Below are 20,249 nucleotides of genomic sequence, written 5' to 3' on the forward strand. Positions count from 1 at the left end.
GTAGCCTTGGTAGCCTTGGTAGCCTTGGTAGCCTTGGTAGCCTTGGTAGCCTTGGTAGCCTTGGTAGCCTTGGTAGCTTTGGTAGCTTTGGTAGCCTTGGTAGCCTTGGTAACCTTGGTAGCCTTGGTAGCCTTGGTAGCCTTGGTAGTCTTGGTAATATTGGTAGTCTTGGTAATCTTGGTAATCTTGATAGTCTTGGTAATCTTGGTAATCTTGGTAATCTTGGTAATCTTGGTAATCTTGGTAATCTTGTGATACTTTTGAACAAAGTTTTTCTTCTTTATCAAGAAACATGAAGCACAATCTCAAAGGCGAGCTACCTATGCAGGTGCTAGCTGTGGCCAATAACAAGGGCGGTGTGGGCAAAACCACGACCGCTGTAAGCCTTGGTGGAGCGTTGCACCAGTTACACGGTGCGCGAGTGCTCATGGTAGACTTAGACCCTCAAGCTAATCTGACACAAAACCTTATAGGTCGCAGTACAGAGGTCGAACAGCATGTGGGGCATGCCATTATTGACAAATCGCTCGACGGTATCATATTAGAAACCGAGTCTGGTTTACACCTAGTACCATCAGCCATCGGTCTAGCCCAGTATGAATCGCTAATACCACAGCAGAAGATGTGGCGGTACCGACTGGCGCAAACACTTGCCACAGTTGCATCTGATTATGACTACGTGGTGCTAGACTGCCCTCCCACACTACAAACCTTTACTGTAATGGCCTTAGTAGCCGCTGATGCCTACCTCATCGCCACTGAGCCAGAGCTATTTGCTCTTTCTGGTTTATCGACACTCACAGAACTAGCTGATGGCGTAGTGGAAGGTCTAAATGCAAAACTGCGATTTGCTGGCGTGACCGTAACTCGCTACAACCCTAAGCAAAAAAATAGTACTCATAGTATTGTCATGCAAGCACTTGCTATGCAATACGGTGAAGAGGCCTTGCTTCCGTCAATTCGACGTGACTCGGCTATCGTAAAATCTCAGGGTCAGGCCCAGACTATTTTTCAGTACGACCCCCAAAGCAATGCCGCTCAAGACTACGCGGCTCTTACTACTTCAATAATTAACTCCTTTTCTAACCGATAATGGCTAGCAATAAAAACATCGATGCTATAAATCAGCTACTTGGAACTAGCGGCACTAGCTCCGTGAAAAAAGTAAGCAAGGCAGATAAACCAGCTACAGCTACCCCAGTGAAGGAGGGTAAAGAAAAGGTCAGCGCTTTTAGCTCAGTTATTACAGAGTCTAATGCTTTACGTTTAGAACAATACTTATACTGGGCTCCTGGTAAACGTAAGAAGCAAGACGTAGTGAACGCAGCATTGAAAATGTTCTTCGACAGTAAGCCAGAAAGTGACAAGGCCATTCCTGATGATGAATAGATAGTTGCTAATCTCATCTTTAAGCCTAATAAATTGGTACAGGCTTTTTGTGTAGACTCGCCCGAATAGTCCAGTAAAGGAGCGTTTTCTGGAAGGCAGCTACCTTGTTAGCCGCTAGGTGTGCGAAGTTGGACGGACTGTCCTTCTGCCTTGCGTGCAACCACTACTTAGCTTGCTGACTCCTGCTGATTAGCTTACCCTCCTTGCCTTACCCCCACTACTATGCTAGGTTCAAGGAACCGCCCTGTGGTTACGACCGGTCTACTGCTCGGGCTGCTGCTTTTCGGCCAGTGTCAGAAAAACGACGTGGCCCCAGAACTGCCACCGGAAACCATGGACGGAGCTAACCGGTCAGGCTGCCTCGTGAACGGGCAGGTCTTAGTACCTCGGGACACCTGGGGCCGCTCAGGCACTAGCCTAGCGCTGCGTTTGGGGACGACGGCCGCTACCTCCAACTTCTCCCTCGGGATCAGCGATGAGCAAAACACCCAGGCGCCGCTGGTCATCATCCGCGCCGATAGTCTGCTGCTGGAAGAAGGCAAATCGTATCCGATCTCTTGGACCAAAACAGGCCAGGGCGTTGCCCAGGGAGAATGTGTAACTGCCGCCGGCAGCTATGTCACCACTGCGCCGGGGTCGGGTACCCTTACCATTACCCGGCTGGACCGCCAAGCAACTGTACTGGCCGGCCGCTTTGAGTTTGTGGCAACCGACCGGCAGACCGGTAACCAGGTGCAGATTACGCAAGGACGCTTTGATTATAACGTAGACTGAGCCAGCCATTGTCCCAGACAAGGTCGTTCGCAGACCTACTGTGGCTGTTGCAGAACTCTCGTGACGGCTGCGAAACTTTGTGAACTAGCTGCTAAGCGCGCGTAAAAGGCACGCTTAACAGCTTTTCTAGGTCGATTCGGCTCGTCAAGCACTCGCTTGAAGGTGTCCTGCCGAGTTCTGCAACAGCCACTACTGTTTCTCGAATGACTTTCCGACCTGCCTCAAATGCCCCAAAACGCGGTTTTTGGGGCTGGTATGCAAGGAGGTTTTTCGAACGCTCTTTCCTCACTACCGAACAAGCGTTCTTGCAAACCAAAGTAGCAGTTTACTGGAACGAGGAATTACTTTGCCCCTGCACTAGCTCTTCTACTAGCCATGACTTCTAGCGTTTCACTTGGGCCTACCCATCTGCAAAGCCACATAGCACCGCTCGAAGCAGCCCAAGGCATTGCCCCTTTTGAGTGGCGCAGGAAACTCCAGGGGACTACGGGCAACACGTGGTTTCGCATCCAGTACGTCGGCCAGCGACACCACAAGCATGCAGCCCTTATTGTGGGGATGAACGGTAGCCCAGTCGTCGTGGTAGCGGTGGATATGGAAACACAGGAAGAGATCCTCTTATTCGACGGCCGCCAGCATGGACACGAAGCTCTGTTTGGGGAAGCAGGAGTCGATGCCCAGAGGCTAGGGCGTGGCATGTGGGCCTTTTACCAAGATCAGGAGGGGGAAGATACTTTTAGTGTAATCCTGTCGGCCTATTACCAAATTGCTTATGAGGATGAAGAGGAAGGCTACCTGGACGAAGTAGACAGCCAAGGGGATATTACCCTGCCTAATGGGCGGCGGATGCCATTCGCCGAGGCACAACGGAATGGGTTTGACTGCTTTCAGATTGCCGTTACCAACCGTCTAGGCCGTACGACCGAAATCGTTTCGGAGGAACTAGCCTGAGGACAGCTTAGCTGTACGAATCAGCTAACATGACAGCAGAAGAAGTTAAGGGGCTCAGAAAGTACCCTTTTGAGAGAGTGGGTTCAGAAAGTCCGCAGTAAGTGCGTTTCCAGTGCGTAGAAGTGGGTAAGGAAGCCGAAAAGCGATGCGTCCGTAAGGTGCACCTTGCTGACCCACGAGGCAGACAGACTCTGGCTTACAGTGACATTCTTTTAAGGGAAGCGCACACTTAGTCAAATACCATGGCTGTCACGCGCAAATGCGAACCGATAAAGGATCTGAGTTCACCAGCGCTCGTCTAAACGAGTGTGTGAGCAGCAAGGCATTGTCCTGCACTGGATTCAGCCAAGCAAGCCGACCCAAAACGCCTATATCGGACGCTTCAATGGCTCGTTTCGCCGCAAACTGCTCGACGCACACCGACCTATATGCGCCAGCTAGTGGATAATTGGATGTTCGACTACAATACCAAGCGGCCCACCAGACCTTGAAATTATGTCGCCACTCGAATTTAAGTAAGTAAATTAACCTCTGTCTACCAATGACTTACCTAACGGAGAAGAGTGCAGCCATAGTTAAAATTTATAGTAATGAACATAACTTGCCTTCCTAACACCGGCTTGTATTTTGTTAAATTACTGGGGAGCCATACGATAAGATGTTGTTATGAGTAGCTTTAAGCAAGAGACTATAAGACAGTCCATTCAAGGGATGATTACTGACCACATACAAGATGGGACCATCTCATGTGGACATACCCTTCAAGCTGCTTGTGAGCTAGTTGTACTACTATCTTCTTATAGAGAAGAAGATCATCAATTTTTTCCTCAGGTATACCTTTTCGGACCACATGAACAGGGTAATAATATGCTGCGTGTGCTGGCCCCGGGTATACTGCCAGTGGAAATTGGAATAGTTGACGACACATCAGAATATAAGAAAAAGGTGGCATCTGTTGCCTTGAAAAAGTGTGCACCACTTGCGATAGATGGTTGGTGTGTATATGTGATAAGGCGGGACAGATCATTTGAATATGGACTTTTTAGGCCAAGTGCTGAAACTTATTCTCCAAGCCCTGAAAGGATCTTAACTGATTTAGGGCTTCCCATTGTGCTATTACGCAATAGTGCCGTAAATACAGTTGAGCTTATCAATGGTAAAGGAAACCGGCTGGAGGTATCATTGACCATTGAACCAGCCTCAGGTGAAGCAATGGGTGGCCAAATTCACAACTTTGCTAGAGTTGCCTGTACTGACGTAGAAGGGGAGGAAAAAGAGCAGGCAACAGAATACTTAACAAATCTTTTGTCTTTGTATCTAAGAGAATCCCATGGGGCTTTATTAGGTGTATGTCAATATAATATCGATATTGACAAAGCAAAATTTTCCGATGGAGTGGTATTGCCCGAACCTATACCATTAATTGATTCAATGTTAACCGCATTGAAAGAAAAAGATGCAGCTGCAGCTACGATGCTTCGTTCATATGAAGCTCTATTGCGTGGCATGATTATGAGCGATGGCATAACCCTATTTGGCTCTGACGGTTCCCTAAAAGCTTTTCGTGTATTTGTACAGAAGCAAAGTACAGATGAAGGGGGTGCTAACACTACTGTAACTGGAGGGGCAAGGAGTCGTGCTTTTCAGGTTCTTCAGGGTTACATTGGAGAATCGTTACAAGCTGCTTTATTCCGTTCACAAGACGGCCGCACCGAAACAAAAACCACAAAATGAGCCAAGATTCCTTAATTCCGTGGAACCCCAATACCACGATCGAACTGACGCCAACTGCAGAACCACGCGAGGTAGTTAAATATGCAGCTCTGCTAACGGAAAACGACCAGAAATCTATTATAAAAGCTATAGATGCTGAAGCTTTTGAGATGGTTGCTTCTTTCGTGTGGACGAAGTCTATAATAGCGTTGAAACAGCAACTTGGCAACCTTGGTATGGCATTCGTTGGAGAAATGCTTGGCCGAACGGACCTAGATGAGGACTCTAATCCTGTTGCTGATATAAGGGAAGACGAAGCGATAGATCTGGCCGAACAATTAGCTATGATCAGTACTACCGATGCCATCAGGCTAAAAAGCAATCATATGCTAATTGGCCATTTCCTGGACCCTACTATTTCTAAGAGTAGCGAAATGACGAGGGATGAGGCAGTTTCCATAGTGCGTAATTGTATAGTCAATATTCTAGCTCAGCCCAGTGAAAATGTGCCAAAGCACTTTGTTAGACTACGTAAAAAACTTGAGTCGGAGCTTATCAAAGAAGATGACGACGCAATTGAACGACTTGCTTCATCACCTTATTTTTTCATTCGTACTATTCTTACAGTACTCCTCGCCCAACTAAAGATAGCTAAGAGCGCACTGTTAGAAAGAGCATCTACAAACGTAACTATACTTCTTCCTGTATTATGGGACAAAATGCGGGAAGTGGATCGGTGGCAAACGGGTGAAGCATATGCACTACTACAGGTATCATCTGACAGAAATGTTGCAGCTCTTGGTTTACGCAGGGCACTTCTCAAGGTAAAGGGCTTCGACTATGTCCCTGAGACATTGCGTTCTGATACATTCAGAGCAGCAGCACGAGCAGTGTTAAACGCTCATTATGGATGGGAAAATTTTTATAATGAGAAGGGACCAGTAGAAACATTGGCTAAACTAGGGTCATCAATACCTGGGCCGGCGTTAGCTGACTGCTTAACCGCGGCACTTTGTGTTCGTCTTGGAAATAGCTATGGAACAGCACGAGATGCACAACCTGCTGTTAATCGATTCTTACAGTTATTTCAACCTACACAATGGGAGTATTACTTAAATAAGATAATGCCCACTGATAGGCGTATACTTGATAAGCTTTACTATGACGCAAAACCATTGATAGAATGGCTAACTGTAGTAAGTGAATATAAATTAGATTCTTACAATATACTTTCACCTGTTTCAAAGATGATTAAATCTGATAGGGCTAAGAGGTATAACGTGATGAATGCAGCAAGAAATTTTAGAGATAAGATAATGGATTAATTTTGAAGTAAAATAACTTTAGCTATGGATGATAATTGGCTATTGTGCCTTTGTGATATCATAACGAGTAAGTTATTATAGCGGTTTGGTGAGCCATAAGTTAATTAATGCGAAATAGCCTGTAGGCTTACTTAGTAGTATCCGCTAACATATTTCCGGGCGGCCTTGAGCGGGGTAGAACGGCGCATTTAGGCTTTTCTACCCCGCTCAAGGCCGCTTCTGTTCAGCGCAGCCAAGAACAAGTGTAAGTGGCTGTAGTCGAATAGAAACGAGATAATCACCCCTGCTTAGCATCTTTTATATGCCGTTTGCCCTCTAGTTTACTGGAATCAGGTAGCCATTTAGGCGGTGCAAACGGTATGGTAGGACCGCTTACTCGGCTTCGGTAGAGGCCGCTTTACCATTCTCGAACTCGTTACCGAACATAGAAAGTATTGATAAGACGCAGCTTTACCCAACAGGAATACTTTTAAAATCCTACAAAAGGCATTTACAAACCCATGAATTCACTGTCAATACGTTGAATTGCAATTGGTGAATAGTATGTTCGGTAAATTGCGTGGCTATCCTATTTTTTCGTTTCCTACCGATGCACTCATTGATTGCCAGTTTTCCTGACCTGCACCATATCACGTTTTTACGCGAGAGGCTATGGGCCCGTCAGCCACTCGGCCGGGCGGCAGTAATGGTTGGTTCGGGTTTCAGTCTAAATGCAGAATCCAAGATAGCTGGTGCACCCTCCTTTCCACTCTGGCTTGAGCTGACGGGGCTGTTATTGGACCGGCTGCGTCCATCCCTGACGCCAGAAGAGCGAAAGGTAGCTTTAGACCAAGCTGTTAGTGGTTCTGGCTCCCTAACGCTAGCACTCGAATTTGAGGCCACGTTTGGTCGTTCAGCGCTCGATGACCTACTTATTAGTCGCGTACCTGACCAAGACCATACTCCTGGCCTGCTGCATCAAGCGTTGCTGTCATTGCCGTGGGCTGATGTATTCACAACTAATTATGATACGTTATTAGAGCGGACACCCACCAGTGAGCATAATCGCTACTACGACGTAGTGGTGCATCCGGCGGACCTGCCTAACACCACCCAGCCGCGCATCGTCAAGCTTCATGGTAGCTTGCCCGCCTCCAAGCCCTTTATTATTACGGAGGAGGATTTCCGGCGCTACCCTAAAGCTTTCGCCCCGTTTGTCAATACGGTGCAGCAGGCAATGATGGAAAATGACTTTGTCCTGCTAGGTTTCTCGGGCGATGACCCCAATTTTTTGTCTTGGCTAGGCTGGGTGCGCGATGAGTTGGCCACGCTTCGACCACATGTGTACCTGTGCGGCATACTCGACCTTAGCTCTGCCCAACGCCTAGTACTGCGAGAGCGGGGCGTGACAGCTATCGATTTAGGCTATCTGTTTCCTAAGGCTAACTACCCGGATAACGCCCGGCAACGCAATCAAGATGCGTTAGCTTGGCTACTGTATTCGCTGGCCAATGGGGAGGGAGCCGGTCAGGAAATACCATTATATTGGCCTTATTTCCCAACGCTCGTAACCGGTAAACGTCGGAAGCTGAACCCACCCCCGCTGGAGGTAGCACAAGAAGTATTTGACTTTGAAGATCGGGTGAGTCCGAAGCAACCGCCGGTGATTGATAAGGTCACTAAAGAACCGAGCTTTACACCTGAAGCTGCTGCTGAAATTCAGGCAGCGCTTGCTCACTGGAAGCGGGTGCGAGCAGTTTATCCCGGCTGGGTTGCCCTCCCACACGAGAACCGAGAAAGTTTACAAAAGCGCACTCAGCCCTGGCGCTACACTATCGAAAATTGGGCCCGGACACTGCATGGTACTGAGCGACTTGAACCGCTGGCTGAACTAGTCTGGCGAATGGAACGTGGCATGATGGTAATTGACTCAGAAAGGTCTGAGCAGTTCTACCACGCTACGCTAGCCGACATAGCTATTCCCGAGGCACCAGCGCTGCGGGAGCAGTGGGCGACTATCGCTTTCTACTACCTGAAGCACTTACGCTACGAGTTCACTTCTGCTGCATTTAAGCAGCTACTGGCCCGTACGGAGCCGCTAGCTGCCGTGCACCCGCGCTATGCCGCCTGGCGGTGCTGGCAGGCCGCGCAGCAGCGTCTGGAGCAGCTTGACCAAGACGGTGCCCGCCGCTGGCTGCGACGTTGGCCCGATGTAGTAGACGAGCCGGTGTGGGAATTACGGCGGGCGGGCCTGTGGGCCGAAGTTGGAGAACTGGATTTAGCTGAGCGCTATGCCGCCCTGGCACTCAACACGGCTGTTCAGCGTCAGCCCAAGGGCAAGGTGCGGCTTGATATGCTGGCAGTGGAAGCAGATGCTCGCCGCCGGCTGACTCAAATCCGGCAAGAACACTGGTTTAGCCAGGATGAGCGAGAGCCAGCCGAAGACCTGTGGAATGCGACGCGCCAAGAGCGCGACCGTGACCAATTGTATTTAACCCACCGTTGCGAAGCCGCGACGGAACTTAGCCATTTACAGGATGTGCTTAAGGCAGGGATACCAGAAGTTAAACGTACTATTTACCAAAGCGTTAATTCATACACTGGCAATAGGGTACGGACCCGTACTAGCGGAGGAGGATTTGAGAGTAGCTGGCTACAGCCGGCACTAGAAGTGGTAGATTCTTTTGAAGTGCGTGGCCATCAATTTCGGCTATCAACCAACAGCTATACTGAATTGAGTGCCGCCAGTAAATGGTTAGTTGAGCTTTATCCATCCAGGGCTCTTGGCATCGTGTTACGGACTGCTAATGACGAGTTATTGATGCGGCTGCTTGATAAAGCGACGGTGCTATCGTTGAGTCAGGAGCAGTTGCATCCGTTGGTAGAGCAGTCCCTGCAATTGCTTGAAGGGCAATTTCCTTCCGCTTCCTCAGGCCGCCACCCAGGCTTTAAGGAGAATAGTAACCTAAGAAGTGCAGCACTGGCTATGCTGGTTATCGGACGCACAGTATTCCGGCTACCTGAAGAACTGCGCAGTCGAGCAGTACAGATGGCTTTAGCAGTATGGACTCAATGGCCATACGAACTATTACGTCGCCGCAACTTACGCTTGCGAGAAGAGCACTATAATGAGCTCACCAGCGGGATAGTAGCCGTAATGACGGCCGAAGAAGTGGCAACTCACTTGACGCAGCTTATAGCTGCTGCACCTACTTCTGGCTTCTCGGCAGGCCCTTTCAACGTGCTTCCCGACGACGTACTCCCACCTACTCGTCCCGAAACAGAGGAGATGACAACTGCTGTGCAGTTCTGCGTGAGTCGAGTATCTGCCTCTGATTCAAACATTTGGCAATCAATGCTTAGACGGTTGGACCGTCTCTACAGACGGGATTGGCTTACTCCCCTTGAACAAGCCCGTTATGGCGAACTAGTTTGGCAGACAGCCACTCCTGAATCGCTGCCTAACCTCGATGACTGGTTTGCTTCTTTTTTACTACAAGTGCCATCACCGGTCGGCGTTGATGCACCAGCTCGTTTAAAGCAAGACCTATTACGGCGAGTAACGCAATTTCAGGACGCGCTAGTAACCGACGTAAATGAGGATAAATTTGGACGGGGAGAGGCCTTCGGACGGTTTTTAACAGAAATTGCCCGTGCTACTAAGCCGGAGCCAGGTAATCTGACCGTAGAAGAAAATCCAAAAAGAAGTTGGGTTGAGTGGACGCCAACCGAAGCTCGTATTTTATTTGACCTGCTGGAAGCCTGGCTCTATCGCTGCGAAGCGGGCTTACGACAGCTACGGCAGGTCGAGCGAGGGGAAGCGTTTCAATTTTCTATCGACGAGGATAATTTTGACGAAGCTGGTCAGGTGTTACGAGAAGCTATCATTCCGAACCTGCCCATCGAGGATATCCCCCTCACGGAGCGGGTTTATGCGCTGTTGCAAAAGATGCTTCAACTCGAACTACGCGGGCGCAGTGCATTGCCGCTGCTACTCGACCGGTTGCCAGCTGCCGACGACGCCTTCCATTTTACAGCAACTTCCATTCGGTTGGCGCTCGTACATCCTTCCGATTCTCAACTAGTAGGTGATGGTGTAGAAGGAGTGTGCCGCTGGGCCTACCGATTTTACCACGCTAAGCTAGGTACCCCGCCACCAGACTCGCTGCTTTATGAATTCGCAGTACGTCTGTCAATGACGGAGCTGCCTAACCTGTTAGTAGTAGCTAGCTGGACTGCTAACCTGCTGACAGCTGCCCCAGACATTCTTTGGCCCGCACAGGCTCAGGCGCTTGGTGATTCGCTGCGGGTTTTAATTGATGCCACGCAAGCCCCTACCTGGGTTGAGCGTAACCTGGCCCGTACTTTGACCGCTCAAGAACGCATCTACCAACGTCCGCGCATTCGCGAACAAGCAGCCAATATCGCCGGGCAATTAGCTGCGCTTAATAAGCATACACCAGTACCGGGCATAGAAGCAGTTCTGGACGAGTGGCAAGAACTAGCAACCCAAGACCCGCTACCAGAAGTTAGGCGAGCTTGGCAAAAAGGAAGCAGTAGGTTATCTACCTATGATGAGGCCGAATAGCGCATGCGAAAGCATTTCTGTTTATGAAAACCTTTTAAACTAGGCTAATATTATTGTACATCTGTGGCTCGTTGAGCTTAAGAGGTACCTAATTTCTTACGCTTTATGCCTAATCACAGCAGTGTTTCGTCCACTGGAGGCCTAGGCACCAATTTTGAGCAACATGTTCAGGCGACATTCCTGATTGGCCTGCTGACGGGTGGAACAACGCCGTGCATTCCGGATGCACGAGTAGTGAAGTTGAATTTTCAAACTACTGATTTGGGGTATGCCACCGACGACCTGCTAGTAACAGCACAGTCGGAAATGGGCCAGCAACACCGATTACTGCTTCAAATTAAGCACAACCTAACTTTTAGCATTAGCAACGAGGCATTTGAAAAAGTCCTAAAGCAGCTTTGGGAGGATTACCAGGATGCAGGCCTATTTGACGCCAACTATGACCGATTGGTCATTGTAAAAAGCAATCTAACTAAGGATGAGCACAACCACATTAAGATTGTACTGAATTGGGCCAGGTTCAATTCTTCCAGTACGGCCTTCTTTCAGGAGGTTAGCTTATCGCAACAAAAGCAAGCCCGTGTGGAGCTATTTCGCACGGTGCTCGCTAAGGTAAATAACCAAGCAATTAATGATGATGAATTGTGGCGATTTCTGCGCTGTGTAGAGCTGCTGGATTATGACTTGAAATCCACCGGCAGCGTGGACGAGGCTTTTTTGCTGCAACTCATTAACCTGGCTAATCCTAACCCGGACACGATTACGCCCCTTGCCATCTGGCGGGAAGCAGTAGAGGAGGCGGAGCAGTTGGACAATAACGGTGGTGGGATTGATATCGCCGACCTGCCAGCGCGCCCCCTTTACCGCCGATTTGCGTCGACACAGCTACGACCTATCAGGCAGGCAGTGCAGAGACTGACCACCAACAGCCAGGTCTTGACCAGCGTATTTAGAAACGCAGTGGCTGGCGTCACACTCCCCCGTCAGGAAAGCAAAGCAGCCGTGCTGGAGGCACTGGAGCAAAGCCAGGTGGTCATGGTAACCGGCGGAGCCGGCGTGGGTAAATCGGCGCTGATGCGGGACGTATTAGCCGAATATGTTACGGGCAGTGGGTATTGGGCATTTCGGGCGGAGCAATTTAGCGTACCCACCCTAAGTCAGTTCTTTGCCCAACAGGGGATTCAGGAAGAGCTACCCAGCCTGCTGGCCGGCTGGGCCTTGCTCCCGCAAAAGGTGCTCTATATCGACAGCGCCGAAAAGCTGCTGGAAGGCCCAGCTGACGATGCCTTTCACCAGCTGCTCGCGCTGGTAAAGGACTTTAGCGGTGTCAAACTGGTGCTGACGGCTCGTCAATACGCTGTGGAACTGCTCATCAACCGCTACCGGCTGGAAAACAGCAGCTGCGTCACCGTGCAGCAGCTCTCCAACGAGGAGTTGATCAGCTTAAGCACGCAGGTGCCGCAGCTGCCACAGCTGCTGGGCAACGATAAGCTCAGCGAGCTGCTGCGCAGCTTGAAGTACCTAGATTTGGCCGTTACGCTACTGCGCAAAACGCCCGATGATTTGTCGGCGGCTTCGCTAGGTGATTTTAAGGCTCAACTGTGGGAATATGTGGTCGAAGATGCGCTGAATCAGCGGGACGTAACCCTGCCCCAAAAGCGCGGACGTGCGTTTCAAGCCATTGTGCTACGGCGGGCGCAGCGACTGGCCATGTTCGTGGAGGCCGAAGACCAAGACGATGCGGCGTTGGTGGCCTTGGTACGCGACGATTTGCTGTATCAGATTCGGAACACCCGCGAAACCGGCTATTCTCCCACGCACGACGTGCTGGAGGACCTGGCGTTGGTGCGGTTCATTCAGAGCGAATGGCGGCCGGAGCAGGGCGCGACGACGTTTTTTGCGGCTATTGGCAATAGCCCGGCCCTGCGGCGCGGCTTTCGCCTGTGGGTGGAGGAGATAATAATGGAAGACGTGGCGAGCGTACTGCCCCTGCTCAGCCAGGTGCTCAATGAGGCTTCGCCCGAAAAATACTGGCTTGATGAGACCCTCGTCGCCGTATTCCGCTCGTCGAATGCCCAAGTCTTTTTCAATCAGTTTGAGCGTGAGCTGGTGAGCGGAGAGGCTCGACTGCTCGGTCGCTGCCTACGTCTGCTCCGCACTGCTTGCATTCAGCGCACCTACCTGGCAGCAAAGGCCACTGGACTCGTGGTGCCCATCGGGTCGGGGTGGGCGGCGGCGCTGGATTTCTGCGCCCGGCACTTGGCCCAGCTGGAGCACATACCCTTCGAAACAATCCACCTGCTGCGCCACTGGAAAGACGCAATAGGCAGCCCGCAAGAAGAGCTACCGGCAGGTGCCCCGGCGGCAGCCAGTATGGTGCATTACCTCTTCGAAAAGCTCGAGGAAGGCCATAACCTCTGGCGAATAGCCACGGAAGGCGAAAATCTCGACCGCCTAGTTACGCTGGCTTTCGAGCTGGCAGAGTTGACTGTCGACCAGCTGCGGGGGCTTCTCGAACGCGCAATTGCACCCGAAACCACTGCCCATAGTCACCGCCGGGCTAACCTGCACCAGAAGCTAGTGGACCGCTGCCTATCAGGCCTAGCAACGGCGCAGGTATGCCGCTACCTACCCGAGACAGTGGTAGCAGTATTGAACCAGGAGTGGCGGGCCCGGCCCCGCGAAACGCGGCCGGGCCACTACATTTCCTTCCGGGAGCAACTCGGCCGTGAAGAGCAGTACGGTCTGGCCTCTGGGCATTCGCTAGATTCCGCGAGTATCTTTTATACTCCCGTGTGGCACCTGCTCCAGTACCGGGCCGAGGTTGGCGTTCCGTTCGTGGTGGACTTAGTGAACTACTGTACGCATGCTTATCGGCAAAGCCGGGAAGAGCCATTGACGACGCACACCTTTACCACGGTCAAAGGCACGGTGGTCACGCAGTATGGCAGTCATACGCTGTGGGACGCTTACCGGGGGCGGGGATACGTGCCGGCAGTGCTGGCCTCCGTGTTGATGAGCGTGGAGAAGTTCTTCTTGGAATCGACACCTGGCGAGCAGTTAAATTATTGGTTTGAGTACGTGCTGACCCGCTCTGAATCTGTTGCTATGACGGGAGTACTGGCCAGTGCAGCCATGGCCCGGCCCGGAGAATTTGAGGGCCAATGGGTGCCGCTACTTTCCGTGCAGGAGTTCATCGAATGGGATGCTAGCCGCGCCCATGCAGAGTATATATCAGGTTTGAGTATCGGCGACACCGACAGCCATTTGGCCCGCTGGGAAAGAACCGAGTCCAACAAGCTCCCGCACCGAAAGGGCTACTCCCATGGGCTGGGCAGCTTCGTGGCGCACTACTTGATTCACCGGGGCGAATACAGTCCGCAGATTCTAGCCATTCTCGACCTGTACCAGACCGCCGTTACCGACGCGACTAATCTTTACTGGCGCAAACAGCTCAACGAAATGGACTTGCGCACCTGGCAGGTAACCATCGACAAAGAGCAAAACCTGGCCACTATGCAGCCGGCCTACGACGCCCCCGTGCAAAACATGCTCACGAAGCATGAGCCGCATACCACGGCCCAAAACCTGGAGCTGCGCATGGCCGCCCAAATTGTGGATTTTCTGGAAGGCAAGCCGAATGCCGCGTGGGCAGTTGATACCTGGCTTGAGATTTATACCGAGTACACCCGTCCCGGCCGGGAAGCCAGCAACTACAATCGCCTGGTAGGCTTAGCTATGCTCGGGCTAACGCATTTCAGCGGCAGTCTCGACGCTGACCACATCGGCTGGTGCTGGAACACGCTCCGCTCCTGCCTGGAATTCAAGCTGGAGACAATGAATGACCACGACACGCGCGTGACATTTGATGAGCGCAACAACTTATTTGACGAACAGCACGTGTTTCAGTGCTTTACGCTCCTATACGGATTTGCCCCCAATGCAGTGGCGCAGCAAACGGTCTTGCTTCTGTTGCTGCGCACGGTAACCGCGCCGCTGTACGAGCACAAGCAGCGGCATCTCTTTGCTCACCTGCGAGAGGTTTTCTTCCTTAAGTATCCCGAGCTACTGCCTACAGTGTGGGCCATTGTGGTGGAGCAAGCACGGCATGTCGCCACGGCGCGGGCGGCTGACGACTACCACCAGACCAGCTGGGCTGACTCCGAAGCAACAAAGCTGGCCTCACTGACAGCTTTGCTAGCAGGCCCCGTGCCCGTAGTGACCGTCGACCAGCTTTCCCCTCCCGCCTATGACCCTGAGCTGCTAGTACGCGCCTTTCTACTGACTCCGCTGGCTACGCGCTTGCCCCTGCTCACTAGCTACTTCTGCCAGATGATGCACCTGCTAGTAGCCGACTTGAGCTTGTCGAAGCACCACAGCTATCCCCGCGACCAGGACGAGGAGCGAAAATTTGACATCAGTCAACTGCTCAGCATCCGGACGGCCATAGGTCAGATTATGCTTTTCAGCGATATTGACCTGGCGAAAAGGCTATTAGAAATGCTACTAGATGGCTTGAATCAACAACCAGTCGGCCGCTTCTCTACTGCGGATGAGTTTCAGAATTTTGTTGAAAATATTTTGATTCGGGTCATCATTGAGTTGGATTTGCTGGGCGTAGCGCCAGCCAACGCTACTGCGCAAGCGAGCAGAACGCAGCACTTCTGGCAGCTCTGGGAGCATCTCCTTTCGCAACTGATTACCCCCGCGACGCTACCCCTCGCCCCCCTGGCCCTGCTGGACATTCAGTGGGAACTAGCCTTCACACACTGGAAGCCGTTTGAAACGGGACAGACTTACTACCAGCGCGCAGTCCAACAGTTTGGGCCCACTCACCTTCGCTCCTGGCTGAAGGTGCTAACAACGGTGGGCGATAAAACGATGCTCCCTCAGGCGCTACCCCTCGTGGTTGAGATATGCAAGAACCACCCCGAGCAACTGACTGCCTTGTATTATCCAGGGGTCGCAAGCCTCTTTGTTGAGCGATTATTTCAACATCACATGCGGGCTATTAAGCAACGGGATGACTACCTGACTAGCTTTCTGTGGGTGCTTGATACAATGGTGGATTTCGGCTCCTCAAGTGCTTACCTAGTGCGAGAGGATGTAATTACCTTTAAATAAAAGCAATTGAACAGGCCCCATTCAATTCGTTACTTGCTTGACTTATAAATTATAAGCACCCTGTAAAATTTCATCACATAAATTATGCAAGCCACTCTATACGGGGTTCTCGTTACAACGGGGCGAGAAATTACGGTAAGGGTCCCATTATCTCACGAGGCCGCTGCAAAGTGACGCATTGATTCGTGAGACGGTTATAAAAGGCACGTAACCGGGTAACAAAGTCACGTTTTTAGCGAGTGCCTACCTGCCTCGTAAAACGAGCTTTTAATGAGATGGTCACAAATTTCTTGATAGCCAATATTTTAGAGCTTACTGTAATTTTACGCCCCGTTGTAACGAGAACCCCAACAGCTACTTGCTACGCCCGGTAGACAGCCATAGGTTAGCCACCACTACTCGGTGTACGGACACGTTTGAAAAGACTTTTCTGCTTTGAAATGCCGAGCAACCGGGGTGTTTTTGCCTCAAATTTGCGCAAATTTGAGGCAAAAACACCCCGACTAGGATGAGAACCTATCGTAAACGCACCCCTGAACAGCGATTCTGTGTGCACTGTGGAAAGCCCTTCGAGAGCGCCCACAAACGGCGCCTCTACTGTGGCAACTCCTGTAGCACCCTGGCCTACTATGCCCGCCGGCGCCCGCCGGCTTCCCACCCGCTCTCGGCCGATATACCCGCGCTCGCCGCGCCCGAAGCCGATTCGCCGCCAGCCCCCACCCCTCTGGGGGCCGACTTACGAACGGTGGGGGTGGTGGCGGCTGGCACGATGGTGGGTACCTATGGGGTGCGTCTGCTCGATAAGTTGTTCGATACCTCGTCCACCCCACCCACTTTGCCCGTGCCGCCACTCCCCCTACCAGCGCAGCGCGAGGACCCGGCCGGTTGGTTTCCCGCCGCTGTCTTAGCCCAGCCAGCGCTCATGCTGCCCGTACAGTACCCGGAGTGGACGCAGCCGCACGTGTGCTTGCAGCTCAACTATTTCGGACGACGCTTCTACTACCAACCCGCGCTACGCTGCTTGTTCTGGGAGTGTGCGCCGGGGCAGCTCTGGCTCTTGAACTGGCAGGCAGAGTTCACCCACGTGTTCGAGTTGGACATCCCGCAGTTAGCGCCGCCGCTGCTCGGCTACGCGGCGCCCCGGTTGCCCAACGCCAACGACTAAGTACGTGCTATTTGGGCCCAGTAACGCAGTCCAGATGTACGGACTACGCTGGTAGACCAGCAGCTGGTTGGTACCTGGGGAATCGAGCCAACTTAACGGATAAGCAATTATAGGACACATGGGCGAGCCTGGTGTCAACTCGAAATAGTTCTTTCAGTGTTGGGCTGCGTTCTTTGCAGCCATATGCAGTTTCTCTACGTGGATGAAAGTGGGGACTCGGGCTTGACGCCTACCAGTCCGGTCCAGCACTTCTTTTTGGCAGGCTTGGCCATCGACCCGCTACATCTGCAAGGCATTTCGGCCGACTTACACCGTTTTCGGCAATATCTATCCACTAAATACGGCTTGCTCATTTCTGAGGAAATTCACGCCTCTGCGTTCATCAGTAAACCAGGCTCGGTGGCCCATATTCCGCTCAACGAGCGGTTGCGCATCCTGCTTGAATGTGTGGACTGGTGCCGTCGTCGTACAGACATGCACTTATTGACCGTTGGTCTGGATAAACGCCAAGCAGTGACCAATACAGTCTTTCAAGATGTATGGCGGCAGCTCTTGCTCCTCTTTGACACACATCTGGCGACTAGCCCGGCTGGACCTGCACAAGGACTAGTTTTTTGCGATAATACCGACGGGGTAAAGTTGACCAATTTGATGCACACGCTTCGGCAGCCCAGTAGCGCGACGAGTGCGCTCCCTACGCCTGCTCTGCACCAGATTATTGGCGACCCCGTGCTGTGGGATTCGCGCACCTCGTATCTGCACCAAATGGTTGACGTCATCGCCTATTTCGCTAAGCAGCTGTTCGAACCCAACCGCCGCGTCCGCGAGAAGGGCGCTCATAACTATTTCTATCGACTAGCCCCCATCAATCTGCTACTCAAGCAACAGGGTATCAGTATTTGGATGGTATAGGCAAAAAAAGGGGGCCGCTTGCGCGGCCCCAGGGAGTCCTACTTCCAGAATAATCTGGTGTCAGACCACAGCAAAGATAACGGGAAGTAGATGGAATTAGTTCTGGTCAATATATCTGTCACTTATGTTGACAGTTATTTCAAAACCCCTGTAATGCGCTAGGATGCTCAGCGATAATCGTTTGTATATTACAACTATCGCTAGCTTCGCCAGATTATGGGAGATTGGGGAAATATTGCCGAGATAACTACTGCTGTTGCCACAGCTTGCGCCGTAGCCGCAGCCATTGCCACTATTGTAGCCAAACGGAGAGATGACCGGCGAGCAGATCGACTCCTGCGCATCAATCGCCAACTAAGCGAATTCTACGGCAAACTGTCGATTCTATACGAGGCAGGCATGAGCGATTGGTTGTCGTTCGTCTACCAGCATGGCAACGACTCACAGCAGCTTAATAAGCATTTTAGGCGGTTCTTTCCTTACGAAGTCAAGGAAAGCGAGCCGATTACGCAATTCAACCCGCCTCCCCCTACTGCCGACCAACTGGCCGCTTATCGAAAGTGGCTCAGAACCCTCTTCATGAAAACGAATGAGCGGATGCTAGAAGTAATCTATTCAAATGTAGACTTAGTAGTAGGCAGAAAAATGCCACAGGTATTTGTGACTTTCGCCTCACACGTAGCGTCGTTAAGACTGCTTTTACTTACCCTAGACGAAGAAGAGCGACTCGTAGCACACGGGAGAGAAAGCTCCGTACTCAGTGATTGGAAGCAATATGTAAGCCTGATGAGTGAGCATCCAGGCGGTAGGCTAGGGTTCTACCTAAATGCATCTTTTGAAGTGTTGAAAGAAGAACAGGAAAAGCTGCTGTCTACTCATGATAAACCACTGACAGAAGTACAAATCGCTGAGAAAATTAGAACTGCTGTGAATGATGAGGCACGAAAATGGCGCGATTTAGAGTACGAGGCAAGGACAGCAGTAGGGCAGCGATACAGTAAAAACTTGGCGCCTGAAATTGAGAAGGAGGTTTGAGCTTTCATGATCAACGGGATTCAAAAAGGGTTAGCAGCCAGGCTTAAAATGCCCATCCAAATCTGTCCTATAATTCCCAGATATCCTATGTTCATCGCCTAGTGGTAACTTGGATGGACCAGAAGGAAAAGAGTGGAACAAGATTCGTCCCGGATAAGGGCGTTGCAGCCCGTTTAACATGACAATCCCCACTCTTTTCTAGGGCTACTTTGAACAGTTCCAGGAGGCCAGTAGAGCCTGTAGTAGGATAGAAAAAGCTTCTCTAGAATCCCTTTTGTAGCTGCTTTCACCTTTTTCTCTCAGTCCATGCATGCTGCTCCCCTTCCGGTTGTAGGTCTTGACGTGAGCAAGGCCACTGTAGCTGCCTGTTACCAGCGCGGCACCCATCTCCACCACGTCGAGGTCAGCAATGACTCGGCTGGCTTCACCCACCTGCTGCAAGACTGTGGGGCAGCGTGTCTATTTGTGCTGGAAGCCACCGGCACCTATTATCTAGCCCTAGCCTATCACCTGCACGAGCAAGGCGGTCAGGTAGCGGTCGTAAATCCATTAGTCATCAAGCGCTTTATCCAGATGCATCTGGGCAAAGGCAAGACCGACCGCCAAGATGCGCAGTGGCTCTTGCGCTATGGACAGCAGCAAGCCGTTAAGTGCTGGCAACCAGAGGAGGCCCTTTTAGTCGAGTGTCGTCAACTAGAGCAGGTAACCGAACAGCTACTAAAGCAGAAAACGATGGTGGCCAATTCGTTGGAAGCGCTGCAGCATCAACCTGTTATCAGCCCGCTCGCCCAGCAGCGCCTCCAACAGACATGGCAGCTGCTCGACGACCAAGTACGAGCACTCGAAGCGGAATTACTGGCATTACTTGACCAGCGTTTCGCGCAAGAAATGAAGCTTTTATGTTCCATTCCGGGCATTAGCCGCAAGACCGCCGGCATGCTGCTTTTATTTGCGGGCGGGTTTGTGCGCCTCGACAACTATCGCCAACTCATTGCCAAAGCCGGTCTGTCGCCACGTGAGTATACCTCTGGGACCAGCATACGCGGCAAAACGCGTATCACGAAGATGGGTGGGGCCCTGTTGCGCAGCAAATTATTCGTGTGCAGCTTTTCTGCCAAGCGATCGAATGCAGCTTGCAAAGCCCTGTATGAGCGCCTTGTAGCCAAAGGAAAAAATGGCAAAGTGGCCTTGATTGCCGTCTGCAACAAGCTGCTTAAGCAAGCTTTCGCGATTGTAAAATCCGGGGTGCCTTATCAAGCTAATTTCACTAAACTCGCTGCTTAAAGTTCGGCCC

At 51.5% G+C, this 20,249-nt stretch carries 14 protein-coding genes; 13 read left to right on the forward strand and 1 reads right to left on the reverse strand.

Annotation, left to right across the window (positions count from 1 at the left end):
- Window positions 1-287, reverse strand: a 287-nt coding sequence (locus Q5H89_RS22385; RefSeq protein WP_305021565.1) for a hypothetical protein, incomplete at its 3' end; no start/stop codon positions are given.
- A 5-nt stretch (window positions 288-292) separates the two neighbouring features.
- Between Q5H89_RS22385 and Q5H89_RS22390 the strand changes: the two genes are divergently transcribed.
- From Q5H89_RS22390 to Q5H89_RS22450, 13 genes are all read left to right on the forward strand, one after another.
- Window positions 293-1,093 (forward strand): ParA family protein, encoded by an 801-nt coding sequence (locus Q5H89_RS22390; RefSeq protein WP_305021566.1) that lies wholly within the window; start codon window positions 293-295, stop codon window positions 1,091-1,093.
- Window positions 1,093-1,389 (forward strand): hypothetical protein, encoded by a 297-nt coding sequence (locus Q5H89_RS22395; protein WP_305021567.1) that lies wholly within the window; start codon window positions 1,093-1,095, stop codon window positions 1,387-1,389. The genes Q5H89_RS22390 and Q5H89_RS22395 overlap by 1 nt, the downstream gene beginning before the upstream one ends.
- Before the next feature lie 429 nt (window positions 1,390-1,818).
- Window positions 1,819-2,163 carry a hypothetical protein gene (locus Q5H89_RS22400; RefSeq protein WP_305021568.1) on the forward strand — a complete coding sequence of 115 codons (345 nt, stop codon included), beginning with the start codon at window positions 1,819-1,821 and terminating at the stop codon, window positions 2,161-2,163.
- A gap of 375 nt (window positions 2,164-2,538) precedes the next feature.
- Window positions 2,539-3,114, forward strand: a complete 576-nt coding sequence (locus tag Q5H89_RS22405; protein WP_305021569.1) for a hypothetical protein — start codon at window positions 2,539-2,541, stop codon at window positions 3,112-3,114.
- Window positions 3,115-3,420: 306 nt separating this feature from the next.
- Entirely contained in the window at window positions 3,421-3,555 is a 135-nt protein-coding gene (locus Q5H89_RS22410) for an integrase core domain-containing protein (RefSeq protein ID WP_369810691.1), read from the forward strand.
- Window positions 3,556-3,780: 225 nt separating this feature from the next.
- A complete protein-coding gene (locus Q5H89_RS22415; RefSeq protein WP_305021570.1) occupies window positions 3,781-4,848 on the forward strand; it encodes a hypothetical protein in 1,068 nt (355 codons plus the stop codon).
- Window positions 4,845-6,152, forward strand: coding sequence for a hypothetical protein (locus tag Q5H89_RS22420; protein WP_305021571.1), 1,308 nt, complete (start codon window positions 4,845-4,847; stop codon window positions 6,150-6,152). Before Q5H89_RS22415 ends, Q5H89_RS22420 begins: the two co-directional genes overlap by 4 nt.
- 589 nt (window positions 6,153-6,741) lie before the next feature.
- A complete protein-coding gene (locus tag Q5H89_RS22425; RefSeq protein WP_305021572.1) occupies window positions 6,742-10,719 on the forward strand; it encodes an SIR2 family NAD-dependent protein deacylase in 3,978 nt (1,325 codons plus the stop codon).
- A gap of 105 nt (window positions 10,720-10,824) precedes the next feature.
- Entirely contained in the window at window positions 10,825-15,843 is a 5,019-nt protein-coding gene (locus Q5H89_RS22430; RefSeq protein ID WP_305021573.1) for a hypothetical protein, read from the forward strand.
- Window positions 15,844-16,393: 550 nt separating this feature from the next.
- Complete coding sequence (locus tag Q5H89_RS22435; RefSeq protein ID WP_305021574.1) at window positions 16,394-17,008, forward strand: hypothetical protein; 615 nt, start codon at window positions 16,394-16,396, stop codon at window positions 17,006-17,008.
- A gap of 183 nt (window positions 17,009-17,191) precedes the next feature.
- Window positions 17,192-17,920, forward strand: a complete 729-nt coding sequence (locus tag Q5H89_RS22440; RefSeq protein WP_305021575.1) for a DUF3800 domain-containing protein — start codon at window positions 17,192-17,194, stop codon at window positions 17,918-17,920.
- Between the two features lie 216 nt (window positions 17,921-18,136).
- Window positions 18,137-18,955, forward strand: coding sequence for a hypothetical protein (locus Q5H89_RS22445; protein ID WP_305021576.1), 819 nt, complete (start codon window positions 18,137-18,139; stop codon window positions 18,953-18,955).
- 306 nt (window positions 18,956-19,261) lie between these two features.
- On the forward strand, window positions 19,262-20,239 hold the full coding sequence (locus Q5H89_RS22450) for an IS110 family transposase (RefSeq protein WP_305021577.1): 978 nt from the start codon (window positions 19,262-19,264) through the stop codon (window positions 20,237-20,239).
- The last annotated feature ends 10 nt before the right edge of the window (window positions 20,240-20,249 follow it).

The organism is Hymenobacter cheonanensis (assembly GCF_030581075.1).
In the GTDB taxonomy this organism is placed as follows: domain Bacteria; phylum Bacteroidota; class Bacteroidia; order Cytophagales; family Hymenobacteraceae; genus Hymenobacter.

What these genes read in the sequence shown, in the direction of transcription:
- Q5H89_RS22395 (WP_305021567.1), top strand. Translation starts at nt 1,093, where the DNA reads ATGGCTAGCAATAAAAACATCGATGCTATAAATCAGCTACTTGGAACT.
- Q5H89_RS22420 (WP_305021571.1), top strand. Translation starts at nt 4,845, where the DNA reads ATGAGCCAAGATTCCTTAATTCCGTGGAACCCCAATACCACGATCGAA.
- Q5H89_RS22390 (WP_305021566.1), top strand. Translation starts at nt 293, where the DNA reads ATGAAGCACAATCTCAAAGGCGAGCTACCTATGCAGGTGCTAGCTGTG.
- Q5H89_RS22415 (WP_305021570.1), top strand. Translation starts at nt 3,781, where the DNA reads ATGAGTAGCTTTAAGCAAGAGACTATAAGACAGTCCATTCAAGGGATG.
- Q5H89_RS22450 (WP_305021577.1), top strand. Translation starts at nt 19,262, where the DNA reads ATGCATGCTGCTCCCCTTCCGGTTGTAGGTCTTGACGTGAGCAAGGCC.
- Q5H89_RS22430 (WP_305021573.1), top strand. Translation starts at nt 10,825, where the DNA reads ATGCCTAATCACAGCAGTGTTTCGTCCACTGGAGGCCTAGGCACCAAT.
- Q5H89_RS22440 (WP_305021575.1), top strand. Translation starts at nt 17,192, where the DNA reads ATGCAGTTTCTCTACGTGGATGAAAGTGGGGACTCGGGCTTGACGCCT.
- Q5H89_RS22405 (WP_305021569.1), top strand. Translation starts at nt 2,539, where the DNA reads ATGACTTCTAGCGTTTCACTTGGGCCTACCCATCTGCAAAGCCACATA.
- Q5H89_RS22445 (WP_305021576.1), top strand. Translation starts at nt 18,137, where the DNA reads ATGGGAGATTGGGGAAATATTGCCGAGATAACTACTGCTGTTGCCACA.
- Q5H89_RS22425 (WP_305021572.1), top strand. Translation starts at nt 6,742, where the DNA reads ATGCACTCATTGATTGCCAGTTTTCCTGACCTGCACCATATCACGTTT.